Source organism: Methylobacterium sp. WSM2598, from assembly GCF_000379105.1.
GTDB lineage: Bacteria > Pseudomonadota > Alphaproteobacteria > Rhizobiales > Beijerinckiaceae > Methylobacterium.
Genome location: NZ_KB900610.1, coordinates 25463 through 39244, shown reverse-complemented (window position 1 = coordinate 39244; position 13782 = coordinate 25463). Strand labels below are relative to the sequence as shown.

Genomic DNA, 13782 nt, shown 5'->3' with positions numbered 1-13782 from the left:
CCGCTCTGTGGGTTCTTCGGCGTGAACTCGAAGCGCGGCGCCAGCACCTGCTCCATCAGCAGGCTGGCCGCGATGGCCTTCAGCGTGTCGTTGACCGCCTCAGTGACGACTTCATCGGCGGCAGCGGGCTCGGCAATCAGGTTAGAGAAGCGCGCGCTTGCCTTGCCCGGCGCGTCGCGGGTCGCCCGGCCGATGATCTGCACGATCTCGGTGAGGCTGGAGCGGTAGCCAACCGTCAGGGCATGCTCGCACCAGATCCAATCGAAGCCCTCCTTCGCCATGCCGAGGGCGATGATGATGTCCACGTGGTCGCGATTGTTCTTCTGCGCCGGGTCCTTCAACGCGGCAGAGACGCGGTCCCGCTTGGCAGGATCATCATCGACCAGATCGGCAACCCGCAGCACCCGCCCATCCGCAGCCTTCACGAGCTGGAAGCCCGTAGCGGGATCGGTCCCCTGCCACGCACCCAGCTCCTCGATGATGTGCTCCACCTCCTTGATTTTGTCCTTCGTGCTCTCGCGCGAATTGACGCTCGGGATGTGGATGATGGTCTTCTCGGCTGGGTTCAATACTTTCAAAATATCATCGGCGTAGGAGCCAGAATAGAAGAAATAGCCGATGTCGAGCCGTTTCAGATACTGGTAGCCGTTTAGTTGCTCATAGTAGGTATAGGTGACGCTCTCGAATTTTCCCTCGTCCTCGGGCGACAGCACAGCTTCGGCATCGCCCCGGAAATACGAGCCTGTCATCGCCACGACGTGCACGCGGTCACGGGCGATGAACTGCCCCAGATGCAGGCCCAGCTTGTTATCGGGATTGGAAGATACGTGATGAAATTCATCGACTGCAATCAGCCGGTCATCAAAGGCCTCGACCCCAAACTTGTCGACGGCGAAGCGGAAGGTCGCGTGGGTGCAAACCAGGACCTTGTCGGCGCTCTCGAGGAACGCGCCGACCGAGCTAACCTTGCCGCCGTTATCGTTGCCCGGCGCGTCGCAGAGGTTCCATTTTGGCTCAACGTGCCAGTCGGCCCAAAAACCGTGCTTGCTAAGCTGCTCGTCGTGGAAGCTTGAGCCGATGGACTTTTCTGGCACAACGATGATGGCCTGCTTCAGGCCCTGATTGTGGAGCTTGTCGAGAGCGACGAACATCAGCGCACGGCTTTTGCCCGACGCAGGGGGCGATTTAATCAACAGGTACTGCTCGCCCCGCTTTTCGAAAGCGCGCTCCTGCATAGGCCGCATGCCGAGTTCATTGGCCTTGGTGGAACTGCCATTCCCCGCATAGGAAACCGAAACGGATGGAACTGACTTGATAGTGTTCGTCACGCGCGGGCCCCTGCCTTCTTTTTGGTCGTTCCCTGAATAGTCGTCATTTTCGTATAAAGCTCAAACAGTTTTTCGAGACGTTCTGTGTCGTTCTTGAACCTGCGCCCAATATAGATACGCTCCAGCACCTCATCGTTGCGTTCGTGCGCTTCGCGCAAATCGGCTGGCATGCCGTCGGGATCATAGAGATCAGCGATGGTCGCAGGAAAATGCGCTTCACGCGTTAGTAGGATATCCTCTGCGCCACGAGTGAGATCAGCTTTGTTCTTTTCCGTGAGGGTGGGGACGGGAAAGGTATTCCAGCCAATCGTATTAGTATAGGAGAAATCCGTCCTCATCGTTGTACATACGGTCTTGATCCATACCCAATGCAGGCGCGAGGCGATCAGCGCCATATTCCAGAGTGGAGCGTCGTAGAGACCGTAGCACTTATTCGAGATGATTGTGCTTGGAGGCAGCAGTCCGCACGGAAGGTAGGGGCGGCGTTCCGATGAAACGCTGGGAATGACGATCGTATGGTCACGTCCAATTATCGTTCGCTCGAACTTATAAGGGGTGTCGAGACCCGCGCGTCCGCGCTCGCTGCCATTCCTGCGATATTCACGGACGCGCTCGAGCCTCGCGTCAATCGGCGCGATGGAACGAGCGAGCGGAGCCCGCGCATCATCGATCCATAGGCAATAGCGTTCCAAGCCGTTGATAAACTCGCTCGAACCCCGGATCGGTCTGATAAGAACCGCCGCGTCCGGATACGAGGCCGTTAAATCTTTCGCTTCTTGGGTTGAGAGGATCAGATTGCCCTGATCTCGGGGTATATTGCCGCCAAACATGATCGCGACATCCGAGATCGGTTCACTCGCTCTTTCGACGATGACATTTTTGCCAGGCGCTAAATAGAAGTTGATGTTGTCGGCCTCTTTACGTTCGTCCCCGTCAAATATGTATTTCGGCTTGGTGTCCGCACTCGCGACGCCAACGATGATGCACGTGACCTGCGCGTTCTTGGCGGCGTTGTTGCCCCAAAGAAAATCCTTGTATCCGAAGAATATGCTCTGCCCAGCAGCAGCAATCTTCGGCCAAATTAACGGGACCTGAATACCCTGGCATATCGAATTCGTGGAGACAAAAGCAAATCTGCCACCACAATTTATGTATTCCGACGCTTTCCAAAACCAGCCGGCTATGTAATCTATTGCGCGAACGTCTTTTTCGGCCAGGCTTTTCAGGTCGTCTTTCTGACTCCTGGTCTGGTATTTATCGCCCACATACGGCGGGTTTCCGCAGATATACGTTTCGCCGCCCTCGTTTTCAAAATCAATTTGGGCCTGATTAAGTGGCGTATGGAATAGATCGTCAGCATGGTGTTTTACACCCGTGCCCGTCGGCGGGCAGATGCTGAGCCAATCGAGCCGCAGCGCATTTCCGCTCGTAATCCAATTCTGCGCGTCGAGCGGCAGGAAATCCTGAAGCGCTTCCTTCTGGCCCCGGTAGAGCACGTCGCACTGGTACTCGGCGATGATAAGTGCCAGGCGCGCGATCTCGGCCGGGAAATCGCGCAGCTCGATGCCACGGAAGTTCGTCAGCGGGATTTCCGTCCGCCGGTCGGCTTCCTCGCGGCGACGGTTGATCTCCGCCTCGATGGCCCGCATTTCCTTGTAGGCAATGACAAGGAAGTTGCCGGAACCGCACGCCGGATCAAAGACACGGATCTTCGACATGCGCTTGCGCAGGTTGAGCAGCATGCGGGCATTGTCGCCCGCCTCTTCCAGCCGCTCCCGTAGGTCATCGAGAAACAGCGGGTTCAGCACCTTCAGGATGTTCGGCACGCTCGTGTAGTGCATACCGAGCGCGCCGCGTTCGTCCTCGTCCGCCACGGCCTGGATCATCGACCCGAAGATGTCCGGGTTGATTTTTTTCCAATCCAGGCCGCCGATGTGCAGCAGGAAGGACCGGGCGATGCGGCTGAACCGCGGCACTTCCGTGCTGCCGGAAAACAGGCCGCCGTTCACATAGGGAAAGCGGTCGGCCCAACGCGGAATGCCTTCCCTCGCCCGATCCTCCGCCTTGGTGTTCATGGCGCGGAACAGCGTGCTGATGACCTCGTGCGTGTTCGAGGAGTCCTTGGCGCTCATCGTTTCAATGGCTGCGGTGAACGTGCCGCTGCCGGCGAAGATGTCGGTATCCTCGGCAAAAAAGCAGAAGATCAGCCGCGCCATGAAGTGGTTCATGTCAGGGCGGCGGCTGGCTGTGCCCCAGGCCGGGTTGTCCTTCAGCAGCTCGACATAGAGCTTATTGAGGCGGCTGGTCGCCCGTATGTCGAAGGAGCTTTCGCGAACCTGCTTGACGGTCGTGATGCCCGCCAGCGGCAGGAAAAAGCCAAAGTGGTTCGGGAAATCGCTGTAGGTGCAGCTGATCGGGGCATCATCTGAGGTTAGATCTTCCGCCTCGAATAGGTCGCCATCGGTCGCCAGCACAAACCGCGCCTTCGCTCGTGCTGTGGCAGGGCTGGCTTTCAGCAGCGCGAGCGTGCTCGTGACCTCGCCCGGCTGACAGGTTGCGATATGGATGTTGTTGGTCTGAAGCACGCCCCCGACATCGGACTTGTTCGAGGCACCGCTGCGCAGGCGCTTCAGCGTGGTTTCCTTGTTTCCGAAGGCCTCTAGAAACGCATAGGGGAACTCGGCGGCATCGAAGGGACGCTCGGCCAGTGCTGATATTGCTTCTTCGATCTCTACCGCGTTCATGCCACAGATTTCCGAGTTTTACGCAACATTGTCTGACGACCTGGACTGCACATGCACGGATAACTCGACGTCCTGGCCTAGAGCCTGAAGGATCGCCATCAGTCGCTCAAGGCTGTATCGGCTGACGTTTGCGCGGCGGATACGGGTGAAATCGGCGTGGTTCACGCCTGTCTCCTGCTCGGCCTTCCGCGTTGACCACTGGCGAGCGTCGAGGGCCTTCATGATCTCGGCCGCCATGGCGCGTTTGGCGTGCGGGATGTCGGAGCCTGGGAGACTGAGCGTCACGGCAGGCTCCGCGCCGCTGCGCGTCAGGTCTGCCCGCTCCTCGTGCATCGCCCCTCCCTCGGCTCCGGCTGACTTCCTTGGTTCCGAGGCGCTGAGGCCGTTGGAGCAAGGTGCCCAAGCAAGCGGGATGGTGGCAGTTCTGCCACCGTACGGTCAAGCTTGATTTCTCCGCTTGTTCGGACGAAGTGGACATTATGGGGACAAGGGGCATAATGGCCTTATGTAATTTTTAGGCCAGGCGTCCCTCATTATGCCGTTCCACCTTATTCGCATCGATCCTGATAAAAACATGGCTCGGTTTTATCGGATCGACGTGCAGCCCAACCTGTTCGGGCAGTTTGCGGCCGTGCGCCAGTGGGGACGCATCGGCACTGAAGGCCGGGTGACGGAGACGTGGCACGACAGCGAAAAGGCCGCAGACGATGCCGCGGCCCTTGCCCTCACCCGAAAGCTGAAACGCGGCTATGTCCCGCGTTAGTGCCTTGTGACCGGCACCAGCGGCCCGTACGGATCGTCATCCAACATTTCGAGGTATCCGTCTGTCAGCACCGCAATATCCGTGTTGAACAGGTGACCCCCGTATTCCATGAATGCCCCAAACAGAAACCCCGATCCGTTTTCTGTCGTGACAGCACCTTTAAAAACCGGAGGGGTTACGGACGGCGGCGCTCTCTCAACGACCGTGAATCCGTCGATATTATCGAGGATGTTGAACCGGTAATCACCCCGCTCCATCATGTAGCAAAAGAAATACATATACGCTTCCGCCTGGGCGGGGGTTTCCAGCGTTATGCCGGCCTTTTTGTTTGCCTCATGGACGAAGTACGTATTGCCATCCAGCGGATAGAATTCCCGCTCGGATAATTCCCCGTCCCCGACCGCGATATAGTAGGCGTTACCGAGTTCGGTGCACCGCAGCCGGAGGATGGCGGCGCGTGTATAAAACGGCGGTTCGATATATTCGGCTTCCAGATTGTCCGGGGCTTCGAAATCCTCGAAGCGTCCCTTAATGTGCTCGACCTCTGATGCAGTTACAGGGGTCCACATGGCCCGCACTCCCTGATAGGAGGAACGCGGATTATCTCGCGCAGGCCGAAATGATTTTCAAGGCCGATTATGTGGTCACCGGTTGGTCACGCCATCAGCTCATCATCGTGACGACCGAGCGCACCACCTTGCCATTCCGCACCAAGGCGACGCCTCTCTGTCCGCCTTTGGCCCGCCAATCCTCTTCAGGGCTGCAAAACGACCAGACCTCATCCCCCGGCAGCATCTCTCCCGCGAAGCAGGCGGCGTCAGGATGGCCGCGCGAGATCCGGCCATCCAACGGCGGGTAATGGTCCTCGGCCGCATCCGACGACGGCCGCAGCCCGCTTGGCGTCTCAGGGACGTATGGCGGGGCTGGTGGAGGAAGGACCGGCGCATACCGCGTCCGGAACCATTGGATCAGGCGCTTCATCGCCTTTTCCATCGTCTGATCGCCTTTCCCATTGTCTGCCCTTCTCGACCTCGATCAGCTCGCCGGCCGTGACCATGCCGGAGATTGCCTCATCGACCGGGGCCGCTTTGTCCTCGCGCATTTCGAGCCGTTCTTTCGGTGCGTCGTACCATGACACCCAAAGGCCGAATTGCACCCAATCATCCTCCAGCGGATCGCGCCGCAGGCATCCGCCCGGCTTCATGCGGGCAACCATGCCCTTCACATGCTTGACGTCATCGAACATGGCTGGCCTCGCTTAAATGCGGATTTTGAAGCTGGGATTATGCCATTTTCAGGGATGTGTCATTATCCAGGGCGCTTCGTCGCGGAGATTATCCTGCAACACGCGCGACGTATGGGGATTAGCAGGCTCGGCAGATTGCAGCGCCCGGAGCGTTATCGCGTCCACCATTTTTGCCGCGCTGACCGTGTTATCGGCGCTAATGCCGAATATGCGGCATAGGTCGAGGACGGCGGCTTTCAGATCGTCGTCGGGTGTCCCCATGACCCCATTATACCGGGCATGGCATCTCCACCGCAAATTCTGGAAATGGTCAGCAGTTGGTCATTATCGGGGTTTTGGGCGTGTCCCTGTCGGGCCGGGCCATACTCGCGCAAGGGCGCTCCCCGAGCCTGTAGTCTCGGCCGTTCGGTGACTGTCCCTCACGCGTTTTCGATTGCATCGCTTTCAAGGTCGATGCCGGCGCCCATGTCCGCCATCGAAGGCAGAGGACGCGACAGCCTGACGGCTGACTTTCCTTTCGTTCGCTTGGGGCCTAACGCCCCCTGCTGCCAAGGACCGGGCGCAAGCGTGGAAATAAAAGGCCGTGTTGTCGCTGCGCTCCGGCCCGCGCCACCCTTTAATTTCCAGTCCGTGACAGCATTCCCGTCGTTCATTGCCACTAGGGCTAGTCAGGTTTCATGTTGAAACCTTTTAGCCAATTAGAGGAAAAGATGGAGTTTTTAAATCGTATCATTCAGGGCGATTGCAGGCAGATTTTGAAGGCGTTGCCGAGCCAGTCCGTTGATTTTGTGCTGACCGATCCGCCCTATCTGGTCAATTACCGCGACCGCAGCGGCAGAACCGTGAAGAATGACGGCGGCAGCGCGGATTTTCTGTCGGCATTTTCCGACCTGTACCGGGTGATGAAGCCGAACAGCTTTTGCGTGTCGTTCTATGGCTGGAACCGGGTGGACGAGTTTTTCAGCGCATGGCGGACAGCGGGTTTCCGACCGGTGGCGCATATCGTCTGGCAGAAGGACTACACCTCAAGCGCCCGTTTTGTGCAGTACCGGCACGAGCAGGCTTATGTTCTGGCGAAAGGCAACCCCGGACGCCCAGCCCGTCCCCTCGCAGACGTTCAGGCTTGGGAATACAGCGGCAACCGGAGCCATCCGACCGAAAAGGCTGTCACCATCCTGAAGCCGGTCATTCAGGCTTTTAGCAAGCCGGGTGCGGTCGTGCTGGACCCGTTCAGCGGATCAGGCAGCACAGCCGTAGCAGCCGCCCTTTGTGGCCGCCGTTATGTCGGGATCGAGTTAGAGGGCCGTTATTGCCAGCTTGCCCGGAAACGCCTCGCAGGGGCCGCCAGCTACACCAGAAAGGCGGCCTAGGATGGAGAAGGCAATCAGAGACGCCGCGATCGTGGCGAACTTGGCCGCCCTGTTTCGCACCTTGGATGCAGCCCGGACCCGAACCTTGGACGCATCCGCAGCCGCCGACGCAGGGGCGATCAATCAGGCAGTAGGCGCAGCCCTTGGCGTCGATACCCTGCTGGATGAGGCCCGCGCCCTGTTTTCCGCAGCCATTGCGCTGCACCGGGGGCGGTAATGACACAGCTTGGATTTGCCGACCTTCTGACGGCCGCCGCCGAGGACAACGCACGGCACCAGCTCGACAAGGCGACCAGCCACCTACCCGGCACGATGGGCGAGGCGGTCCCCTTCTACCGGGGCATGATCGACCAGCACCACGCGGCCATGATGGCTTGCGACATTGAGCAGGCTATGGCGATCCGCGAGGAAGCGCACAGGCTGGCCGAGAAGCTGAACGGCGGCCGGACTGGCATCATTGCCCCGCATGGACCCGGAACGGCCCTAGCGCGCCATACGGCGGCCCGTGAGGGCGTTCCGCCGCTATGGGGGCAGGAAGGCAGCTTCACCGTCACCGTGGGCCTGATGCGCGTCAGGATCGAAATGCGGGGCATGTTCGGCATCGGTGCCACCTTCTGCCTGTTTCCCCACTTCGCCGCGCATGCCATCGACCGGGATCAACCCTTTCTCAGCGAAACCGGCTACCGCAGCTTCATGGGTGTGACAGGCGACCTTATCCCCGGCCTGACACCGGAGGCCTTCGCCATAGAGGCCTGCGCCCATCATGTCCGCAAGGGGTTGAAAGGCAGGCTTGTGCCGATCAAGCCCGTATAGGTGTTTGCCCGTATAGGTGCATACACATTGAACAGGGGCCATAGCGCCCCTGTCTCTCACTACGCGCCCCAGGGTGATTACCCTGCCCCGCGACCCCGCCGCGACCCGATCCGCGAGGCGCTAGGGCAATTCCTCCCGAAGCTCCGCCGCGATTTCGCGCTGTTCTTCCTCACCCAGATAGCCGAAATGCTCGATCATCCGTTCCCTGTATTCCTCGACCGCGTATGAGGACAGGCAGACAAAGCACACCATTTGCTTGGTGCTGGTCATCTGCACGAATTCGCATTCATCGTCAGACTGGGATCTGCGCGCTAGACAGCAGGGACACCGGAATACCGGCTTGCTTTCCCGGTAGCCGAAGAATTCCCTCAGCTGTTTGGGTTCGAGCAGATGTAGCGCGGCCGTGACCTCGGAAATCATCACGTCCGTTGTAAAATCGTCGCCAGTAAAAATGGCGTCCTTATCATGATATTCCTCGGTAGCGATCAGGTAATCGTATCTGAACTTGTTCCATGGAATGTCAGGGTAGAGAAGTTTTTGCGCGGTCAGTATTTCGGCAATGATCGTTTTCACCTCGACGCTGATGGCCGAGGCATTCAGATGAGCGATCTTGTTCCTTGTCTGGCGCAGTCGATCATAGAACTGCACGAACTTGTCCGGCAGCGGCACGTCAGAAAGCACGTTGACGGCCCGGCATAGCTGCACCGCGTCGAGCGTCCTGAAATTCGAGAAATTGACGTTGCCCTGCTGATCGACTTTCGGCCAAGAGGACGGTTCGCCAGCAATCAAGAGATAGGGGCTGACCTTGGCGATTTTCGCCTTCAGATTAATTTCCAGCGATTGCTGAAGCAGGCTGACGGCATTGTTGAGGACCAACTGGACGGCCTGCCAGTGTTTAGCGATAGCCCTCTGTGCGACCTCTTCCCCGTGTTCTTTGGCGATATCGTCATAGACGAATTCTGTATCCTGAAATTTGCGGGCTTCATCGATAGCGATGCCCCACGCCAGGTTCATCCAGCCAACGGCTGTTTCCTCTAGGGTCTGGTGATCCGGTACGCCAACGATCATGCCGGGGCTTTTCCCTTCGACGCCTCGCCCGGCGATAGCACGCGCCGTCCGCGAGGCGCAGATAGTCCTTGACCATGATGCACCGTAAACGGTACATTGTACCTTGAAAGGTACACATGGCGCAGGAGCTAAAGAAGATACCGGCCGCCTTCTATCGGTCTGCCGCTGGCGCGGAGCCGGTTCGGGATTGGCTGAAGGAACTGCCGCTCGAGGATCGTCGCATCGTGGGCTTCGATATCGCCACCGTGGAATTTGGCTGGCCGGTCGGCATGCCTACCTGTCGCCCGTTGGGAGGCGGATTGTGGGAGGTCCGCAGCACCCTCACCCAAGGCCGGATTGCCCGCGTGATCTTTTGCATCGCGCATGCCCGGATGGTCCTGCTTCATGCCTTCATCAAGAAAACGCAGAAAACCCCGCAGGCGGATCTGGATACAGCCCGCAAACGCCAGAAGGAGGCGGAGCAATGACAAACCAGCACATCGGATCGTCCTTTGACGACTTCCTGCAAGAGGAAGGCATGCAGGAGGAAGCCGAGGCCCACGCGATCAAGCGCGTTCTGGCCTGGCAGATCGAACAGGCCATGTCGGCGCAGGGCATCACCAAGAAGGAGATGGCGAAGCGCATGCACACCAGCCGGACCCAGCTTGACCGGCTTCTGGACCCGGAGAACGACAAGGTGCAGCTCGACACCGTTCAGCGCGCCGCCTCTGCCGTTGGCCGTAAACTGCGCCTCGAACTGTCATGAAGGAGGGGCGCAGCATGTCGACGAAGCTTGACCGGCCCACGGTGAGCGAAACAACCCTGCAGACCGAAGCACCGCTGAACGCCGTCGAGGATATCCTGAACGACTTTCTGGCCCGAGGCATAGCAGCGCAGAAGGCGGTCGATGAGATCGTCGCCGCAGAAGCCGCGAAACGGCCCGGTTAAGCAGTTTTTAAAGAACCGCGCCGGTATAATTGAGCTGCCATGGTCGATGTACTGGAAAGGCCGTCAGCAGAATTTGAGATCGCAGCAGCACCACAGCCGCCGCAGCGCGACGTTACCTTGAGCATCGACGTCGATCTTCTCGACCGTCTCACGGAGCGCAATCTGGACGCGGCGGAGGAAATCAACGGGCTGCTGCGCTTCTACCTCGATACCACCGAGGCCAAGGCCCGCGAATTTGACCTGGACGCATGGGAGCCGGGCGAGATGCAGGAACCGCCGCCCGCGCCTTAGCGGCGGGGCATAGCCAGACAAGGATTTGCAGGACCGACCACGCCGATGTCGCCGCGTTCACACGCCGCGCGCTGCTTCGCCCGATATTGGCGCTCCGCTTCGTCCGCCATCCTTTGCCGGTAGCCCTCACCGGACACGCGCACCCCGTACAGCGCCGCCGCCAGGATTAGCAGCAGAACCAGCAGCGGCCGGGCGTTCATGCCTCCTCCTGATCGGTCAGGCTCTTTTCCTTCAGCATGATTTCCCGCAGCGCCGCGCCCTCGGGGCGCTCAAGGAGCATCACAGCGCCTTGCAGCAGCTGCTCCGCGTAAATCTGCGGGATATGATAGCCAGCCCGCGCGGCAAGATCCTCAATGCGGTCGGCAAAGGCCTGCGGGATTTCGAGTTGGACCTTGAACCTGCCTGCCATCGCCAGCCACCTCCCCGATCAGCCTAATACCCGTATAGGTGTATGCACGTTTGCACCTGTTCCTCCAAGCCTAGCGCCATTGCGCCCCCTCGGATCGAGCCAGACAGCCCGCACACCAGCCTAGAGTGACAACCTACGGAACGCGGCCCTATGGCCGACAAGCAGTTCTTCGGCTCCCCCGCAGGCGGTCCCCCCAAACAACGGCTTGCAGCCGGTCCTATGCGCTCCGTTCACGGAAAGTCACGGCTGGCATGGGGCCAGCTCGAAACCGAAGGAGCAAGACAATGGCATACGGCAAAAACAAACAACAGGAACGCGATACGGCACCGGCACTGTTCGCCTTTCAGGTGACGGAGCGAGGGGAGAAGAAGTTCTGGACCCGCATCGGGGCAGCTTGGGAGCATGAGGACGGCGACGGCCTGACCTTGCAGCTGGACTCCATCCCCCTGACGGGCCGGATCGTCCTGAGAACGCCCAAGGCTGAAGATGAACAGCAGGGCTGAACGGATAGGGCCGGATCAAACCGGCCCTTTTCCCTTTCAGTCATCGAACACGAAGGCCCATAGGTCGGAGGCAACTAGGTTGGCATCCCCCCGAACACTATGCAAGAATAGTGCGAGATTACATCGGGATCAAAACAGAAAATGAAACATAGTATAAAACATTCTGGCACCATCACAAAACAGGGCCGCCCGCTAATTCAGAACCGTGATTGATTTTGAGAGTGAGACGCGTCAGCCCATCAATTCAACACGCAGCAAGCGCCAGCTGGCGATCCTAGGCATTGGCTGGCTGCCCCCGAAGGGATGGAAGGCGCAGATCATCGGGCGTCCGATATCGCCTAGAACGGCGGCCATTCATAGCCGAGCGCAAAGCGCCGTCAGGAGCCGGTCCATGACCATCGAACCCCAATTCCTCCGCAACATCCGCAGCACCCACACCAAGGCGGCAGGCGCTGACTGGTCCACCTATGCGAACGAGGAGATCGGCCAGCTGCTCGAGCATGTAGCCGCCCTGCAAGCTGTCGTGGACGCCTTCGGCAAGGCAGCGCCCACCGATACCGTCATGGAAGCGATCAGCAGGGACCAGACGGCCAGGACCTTCTACGCGAAGCCAGGCGCTGCATGACTGACGAGCGCCCGCCCCTACCCTTCTCGACCGTCGAGCCTACCGCGCCCACAGGGCCGGACCTGACGGCCTATCTGCTGCGCGGGCCGGAATATCTCGAGATCGGCAAGGCCACGCCTCACCCGGACGGCAAAGGGTTCGAGGTTGTCCTGCACATCACCCCTGAAGACGGCGAAGCTTTCATATTGCGCTCGCCTGAACGCCTATTCCCGGACGACCACTCTCTGACCAAGAAGAAGCAGTATAACCCGAGATATTCCCGCAAACGCATAAAACCATTTTAGGAGATGTTTTCATGGCTGGCAGCGTCAACAAGGCAACCCTTCTCGGCAATCTCGGCAAAGACCCGGAGTCGCGCACATTCCAGAACGGCGGTAAGTCCGTGAGTTTCACCCTTGCAACGAATGAAACATGGAAGGACAAGAACACCGGAGAGCGCCAGGAAAAAACTCAATGGCACAACATCGTCATCACCAATGAACAGCTGGGCGGCATTGCCGAGCGTTTCCTGAAGAAGGGTTCAAAGGTCTATATCGAGGGCGCGATTGAAACCCGGAAATACGAGAAAGCCGGCCAAGACGTTTATATCACTGAAATCGTCCTGAAGCCCTATCACGGCGAACTGACCCTGCTGGACGACAAGGGCACCGATTAAAGCGGTCGCTTTGGTCGATTTTAACCCCGCCTGTGCGTTTTGAGGCCTTCCCCCTACTCAGACAGGGGAAAACAGCCAGAACGCACCAGCGGGGCTTATTTGCGCCTTAGCGGATCTCGAATTTCCCAAGTTCCTCATACCCAGCCTTGCAGGCCTGCGGTGTCCCGGCCGGATAGGGGTGGATATCGAACTTGTCGGTGGACGCCTTGCTGATGCTCTGGTCCCAGGCAACGCCATCCAGCACGATTGCCGCGCCGTCATTGATCGGCTTGACCAGAGCGGGGTGCGGCTGGCTCACCATCTCGGCGGCGACCTTTGCCATGTCGGGGTAATAGGCGCGGAACCGCTTCAGTTCGTCCCCCTCGAGGTAGATTATCGAGGCCAACGGGCTCTTGCGGAGGCAGGCCAGCACGAACCGGCCGGAGCCGGGCGGGGTAGACGGCGCCGGGGCAGGAATGATGAGGCTGTCCCTGCCGCGCGCCAGCACCGAATTCGGCGGGATCACCTTCGGACCCGGAGGCTGGCTGTTATAGATCACACGCGGTTCGGTCGAAGGCGGGGCAACAGGCATCCCGTTGCCGCCGACCGGCCGCAGTTCGGTATGGTCCGGGTTCAGCCAGCCGTTGACCGTTTCCCGGCTCTGATCCGCCGCCGCCGTCAGCGCATCCGTGCTGAAGATATCGCCGCCCTTGGTCATCCAGTTATTGACCAGGTGGAACGTCAACAGGGACGCCAGACCGCCAAGAACGAGGCCGACAAGGAAGCCTTCAGTCCCGCTGCGCCTCATCATCTTGGTTGTCATCGACAGGACAATGAAGCCGACGAAGAACGCCGAGAACCCGCTCACCGACCAGAGTATAAACTGGCCGTTGTCGATCTGGTGCGCGCCCATTGGCCTATGCCTTCCATTGCAACAGGGGCCACGACAGAGGGATCAGGATGACTTGCGGGCATCGCTGCTGCTGATCCGGCTCCCAATGCGGGATCATCACGCGCCGCCCCTGAACACTCAGGTATGTGCAGGCGACGATGACTTTCGT

Annotated in this window: 23 protein-coding genes; 13 read left to right on the top strand and 10 right to left on the bottom strand. The window is 59.4% G+C overall.

What is annotated here, in order from left to right; translation table 11 throughout:
* The 3 genes from MET2598_RS0135105 to MET2598_RS37950 all read right to left on the bottom strand — a co-directional run.
* Positions 1-1328, bottom strand: a 1328-nt coding sequence (locus MET2598_RS0135105; RefSeq protein ID WP_036271125.1) for a DEAD/DEAH box helicase, incomplete at its 3' end; no start/stop codon positions are given.
* Positions 1325-4072 (bottom strand): class I SAM-dependent DNA methyltransferase, encoded by a 2748-nt coding sequence (locus MET2598_RS0135100; RefSeq protein WP_018264016.1) that lies wholly within the window; start codon positions 4070-4072, stop codon positions 1325-1327. The genes MET2598_RS0135100 and MET2598_RS0135105, both read right to left, overlap by 4 nt.
* A gap of 18 nt (positions 4073-4090) precedes the next feature.
* On the bottom strand, positions 4091-4405 hold the full coding sequence (locus MET2598_RS37950) for an XRE family transcriptional regulator (RefSeq protein WP_018264015.1): 315 nt from the start codon (positions 4403-4405) through the stop codon (positions 4091-4093).
* Between the two features lie 202 nt (positions 4406-4607).
* Between MET2598_RS37950 and MET2598_RS0135090 the strand changes: the two genes are divergently transcribed.
* The gene (locus MET2598_RS0135090) at positions 4608-4835 is read left to right on the top strand and encodes a WGR domain-containing protein (protein WP_084674073.1); all 228 of its coding nucleotides are present in this window, start codon (positions 4608-4610) and stop codon (positions 4833-4835) included.
* Here the strand turns inward: MET2598_RS0135090 and MET2598_RS0135085 are convergent.
* The gene (locus MET2598_RS0135085; RefSeq protein ID WP_018264013.1) at positions 4832-5404 is read right to left on the bottom strand and encodes a hypothetical protein; all 573 of its coding nucleotides are present in this window, start codon (positions 5402-5404) and stop codon (positions 4832-4834) included. The genes MET2598_RS0135090 and MET2598_RS0135085 overlap by 4 nt on opposite strands.
* A gap of 50 nt (positions 5405-5454) precedes the next feature.
* Here MET2598_RS0135085 and MET2598_RS41885 point away from each other — a divergent pair, with 50 nt between their 5' ends.
* Positions 5455-5694 carry a hypothetical protein gene (locus MET2598_RS41885; RefSeq protein WP_157182368.1) on the top strand — a complete coding sequence of 80 codons (240 nt, stop codon included), beginning with the start codon at positions 5455-5457 and terminating at the stop codon, positions 5692-5694.
* Positions 5695-5739: 45 nt separating this feature from the next.
* Here MET2598_RS41885 and MET2598_RS41880 read toward each other — a convergent pair whose 3' ends face one another.
* Positions 5740-6081, bottom strand: a complete 342-nt coding sequence (locus MET2598_RS41880) for a hypothetical protein (protein WP_157182367.1) — start codon at positions 6079-6081, stop codon at positions 5740-5742.
* A gap of 48 nt (positions 6082-6129) precedes the next feature.
* A complete protein-coding gene (locus MET2598_RS41875; RefSeq protein ID WP_157182366.1) occupies positions 6130-6342 on the bottom strand; it encodes a hypothetical protein in 213 nt (70 codons plus the stop codon).
* Positions 6343-6758: 416 nt separating this feature from the next.
* On the opposite strand from MET2598_RS41875, the gene MET2598_RS0135080 reads away from it, so the two are divergent.
* The 3 genes from MET2598_RS0135080 to MET2598_RS0135070 are packed head-to-tail and all read left to right on the top strand — an operon-like array spanning position 6759 to position 8264.
* Positions 6759-7451 carry a DNA methyltransferase gene (locus MET2598_RS0135080; RefSeq protein WP_236728943.1) on the top strand — a complete coding sequence of 231 codons (693 nt, stop codon included), beginning with the start codon at positions 6759-6761 and terminating at the stop codon, positions 7449-7451.
* A gap of 1 nt (position 7452) precedes the next feature.
* Positions 7453-7668 carry a hypothetical protein gene (locus MET2598_RS0135075; RefSeq protein WP_018264012.1) on the top strand — a complete coding sequence of 72 codons (216 nt, stop codon included), beginning with the start codon at positions 7453-7455 and terminating at the stop codon, positions 7666-7668.
* Positions 7668-8264 (top strand): hypothetical protein, encoded by a 597-nt coding sequence (locus MET2598_RS0135070; protein WP_018264011.1) that lies wholly within the window; start codon positions 7668-7670, stop codon positions 8262-8264. The genes MET2598_RS0135075 and MET2598_RS0135070 overlap by 1 nt, the downstream gene beginning before the upstream one ends.
* Positions 8265-8384: 120 nt before the next feature.
* Here the strand turns inward: MET2598_RS0135070 and MET2598_RS0135065 are convergent, their stop codons facing one another.
* Positions 8385-9332: a hypothetical protein gene (locus tag MET2598_RS0135065; RefSeq protein WP_018264010.1), complete on the bottom strand. Its 948-nt coding sequence runs from the start codon at positions 9330-9332 to the stop codon at positions 8385-8387.
* 116 nt (positions 9333-9448) lie between these two features.
* Here MET2598_RS0135065 and MET2598_RS0135060 point away from each other — a divergent pair, with 116 nt between their 5' ends.
* The 4 genes from MET2598_RS0135060 to MET2598_RS41865 are packed head-to-tail and all read left to right on the top strand — an operon-like array spanning position 9449 to position 10550.
* On the top strand, positions 9449-9799 hold the full coding sequence (locus MET2598_RS0135060; RefSeq protein ID WP_018264009.1) for a type II toxin-antitoxin system RelE/ParE family toxin: 351 nt from the start codon (positions 9449-9451) through the stop codon (positions 9797-9799).
* Positions 9796-10077, top strand: coding sequence for a helix-turn-helix domain-containing protein (locus tag MET2598_RS0135055; protein ID WP_018264008.1), 282 nt, complete (start codon positions 9796-9798; stop codon positions 10075-10077). Before MET2598_RS0135060 ends, MET2598_RS0135055 begins: the two co-directional genes overlap by 4 nt.
* A gap of 14 nt (positions 10078-10091) precedes the next feature.
* A complete protein-coding gene (locus MET2598_RS41870; protein WP_018264007.1) occupies positions 10092-10259 on the top strand; it encodes a hypothetical protein in 168 nt (55 codons plus the stop codon).
* A gap of 39 nt (positions 10260-10298) precedes the next feature.
* On the top strand, positions 10299-10550 hold the full coding sequence (locus tag MET2598_RS41865; protein ID WP_157182365.1) for a hypothetical protein: 252 nt from the start codon (positions 10299-10301) through the stop codon (positions 10548-10550).
* On the opposite strand, the gene MET2598_RS0135040 is transcribed toward MET2598_RS41865, so the two are convergent.
* Together MET2598_RS0135040 and MET2598_RS0135035 are read right to left on the bottom strand one after the other, a co-directional pair.
* On the bottom strand, positions 10547-10750 hold the full coding sequence (locus tag MET2598_RS0135040) for a hypothetical protein (RefSeq protein ID WP_018264005.1): 204 nt from the start codon (positions 10748-10750) through the stop codon (positions 10547-10549). The two genes, MET2598_RS41865 and MET2598_RS0135040, sit on opposite strands and share 4 nt — an antisense overlap.
* A complete protein-coding gene (locus tag MET2598_RS0135035; protein ID WP_018264004.1) occupies positions 10747-10959 on the bottom strand; it encodes a hypothetical protein in 213 nt (70 codons plus the stop codon). The genes MET2598_RS0135040 and MET2598_RS0135035 overlap by 4 nt, the downstream gene beginning before the upstream one ends.
* Before the next feature lie 284 nt (positions 10960-11243).
* Between MET2598_RS0135035 and MET2598_RS0135030 the strand changes: the two genes are divergently transcribed.
* The 4 genes from MET2598_RS0135030 to ssb all read left to right on the top strand — a co-directional run bounded on the left by MET2598_RS0135030 (position 11244) and on the right by ssb (position 12742).
* Positions 11244-11462, top strand: coding sequence for a hypothetical protein (locus MET2598_RS0135030; RefSeq protein WP_018264003.1), 219 nt, complete (start codon positions 11244-11246; stop codon positions 11460-11462).
* A gap of 391 nt (positions 11463-11853) precedes the next feature.
* Entirely contained in the window at positions 11854-12087 is a 234-nt protein-coding gene (locus tag MET2598_RS0135025) for a hypothetical protein (protein WP_018264002.1), read from the top strand.
* Entirely contained in the window at positions 12084-12371 is a 288-nt protein-coding gene (locus MET2598_RS41860; protein WP_157182364.1) for a hypothetical protein, read from the top strand. The genes MET2598_RS0135025 and MET2598_RS41860 overlap by 4 nt, the downstream gene beginning before the upstream one ends.
* Before the next feature lie 11 nt (positions 12372-12382).
* Positions 12383-12742 (top strand): single-stranded DNA-binding protein, encoded by a 360-nt coding sequence (gene ssb / locus MET2598_RS0135020; protein ID WP_018264001.1) that lies wholly within the window; start codon positions 12383-12385, stop codon positions 12740-12742.
* A gap of 106 nt (positions 12743-12848) precedes the next feature.
* Here the strand turns inward: ssb and MET2598_RS0135015 are convergent, their stop codons facing one another.
* A complete protein-coding gene (locus MET2598_RS0135015; protein WP_018264000.1) occupies positions 12849-13634 on the bottom strand; it encodes a hypothetical protein in 786 nt (261 codons plus the stop codon).
* Positions 13635-13782 lie beyond the last annotated feature (148 nt).

Excerpts from the sequence above, each read along its gene's own strand:
- MET2598_RS0135100 (WP_018264016.1), bottom strand. The coding sequence starts at position 4,072 with ATGAACGCGGTAGAGATCGAAGAAGCAATATCAGCACTGGCCGAGCGT.
- MET2598_RS37950 (WP_018264015.1), bottom strand. The coding sequence starts at position 4,405 with ATGCACGAGGAGCGGGCAGACCTGACGCGCAGCGGCGCGGAGCCTGCC.
- MET2598_RS0135090 (WP_084674073.1), top strand. The coding sequence starts at position 4,608 with ATGCCGTTCCACCTTATTCGCATCGATCCTGATAAAAACATGGCTCGG.
- MET2598_RS0135085 (WP_018264013.1), bottom strand. The coding sequence starts at position 5,404 with ATGTGGACCCCTGTAACTGCATCAGAGGTCGAGCACATTAAGGGACGC.
- MET2598_RS41885 (WP_157182368.1), top strand. The coding sequence starts at position 5,455 with ATGATTTTCAAGGCCGATTATGTGGTCACCGGTTGGTCACGCCATCAG.
- MET2598_RS41880 (WP_157182367.1), bottom strand. The coding sequence starts at position 6,081 with ATGTTCGATGACGTCAAGCATGTGAAGGGCATGGTTGCCCGCATGAAG.
- MET2598_RS41875 (WP_157182366.1), bottom strand. The coding sequence starts at position 6,342 with ATGGGGACACCCGACGACGATCTGAAAGCCGCCGTCCTCGACCTATGC.
- MET2598_RS0135080 (WP_236728943.1), top strand. The coding sequence starts at position 6,759 with ATGTTGAAACCTTTTAGCCAATTAGAGGAAAAGATGGAGTTTTTAAAT.
- MET2598_RS0135075 (WP_018264012.1), top strand. The coding sequence starts at position 7,453 with ATGGAGAAGGCAATCAGAGACGCCGCGATCGTGGCGAACTTGGCCGCC.
- MET2598_RS0135070 (WP_018264011.1), top strand. The coding sequence starts at position 7,668 with ATGACACAGCTTGGATTTGCCGACCTTCTGACGGCCGCCGCCGAGGAC.
- MET2598_RS0135065 (WP_018264010.1), bottom strand. The coding sequence starts at position 9,332 with ATGATCGTTGGCGTACCGGATCACCAGACCCTAGAGGAAACAGCCGTT.
- MET2598_RS0135060 (WP_018264009.1), top strand. The coding sequence starts at position 9,449 with ATGGCGCAGGAGCTAAAGAAGATACCGGCCGCCTTCTATCGGTCTGCC.
- MET2598_RS0135055 (WP_018264008.1), top strand. The coding sequence starts at position 9,796 with ATGACAAACCAGCACATCGGATCGTCCTTTGACGACTTCCTGCAAGAG.
- MET2598_RS41870 (WP_018264007.1), top strand. The coding sequence starts at position 10,092 with ATGTCGACGAAGCTTGACCGGCCCACGGTGAGCGAAACAACCCTGCAG.
- MET2598_RS41865 (WP_157182365.1), top strand. The coding sequence starts at position 10,299 with ATGGTCGATGTACTGGAAAGGCCGTCAGCAGAATTTGAGATCGCAGCA.
- MET2598_RS0135040 (WP_018264005.1), bottom strand. The coding sequence starts at position 10,750 with ATGAACGCCCGGCCGCTGCTGGTTCTGCTGCTAATCCTGGCGGCGGCG.
- MET2598_RS0135035 (WP_018264004.1), bottom strand. The coding sequence starts at position 10,959 with ATGGCAGGCAGGTTCAAGGTCCAACTCGAAATCCCGCAGGCCTTTGCC.
- MET2598_RS0135030 (WP_018264003.1), top strand. The coding sequence starts at position 11,244 with ATGGCATACGGCAAAAACAAACAACAGGAACGCGATACGGCACCGGCA.
- MET2598_RS0135025 (WP_018264002.1), top strand. The coding sequence starts at position 11,854 with ATGACCATCGAACCCCAATTCCTCCGCAACATCCGCAGCACCCACACC.
- MET2598_RS41860 (WP_157182364.1), top strand. The coding sequence starts at position 12,084 with ATGACTGACGAGCGCCCGCCCCTACCCTTCTCGACCGTCGAGCCTACC.
- ssb (WP_018264001.1), top strand. The coding sequence starts at position 12,383 with ATGGCTGGCAGCGTCAACAAGGCAACCCTTCTCGGCAATCTCGGCAAA.
- MET2598_RS0135015 (WP_018264000.1), bottom strand. The coding sequence starts at position 13,634 with ATGGGCGCGCACCAGATCGACAACGGCCAGTTTATACTCTGGTCGGTG.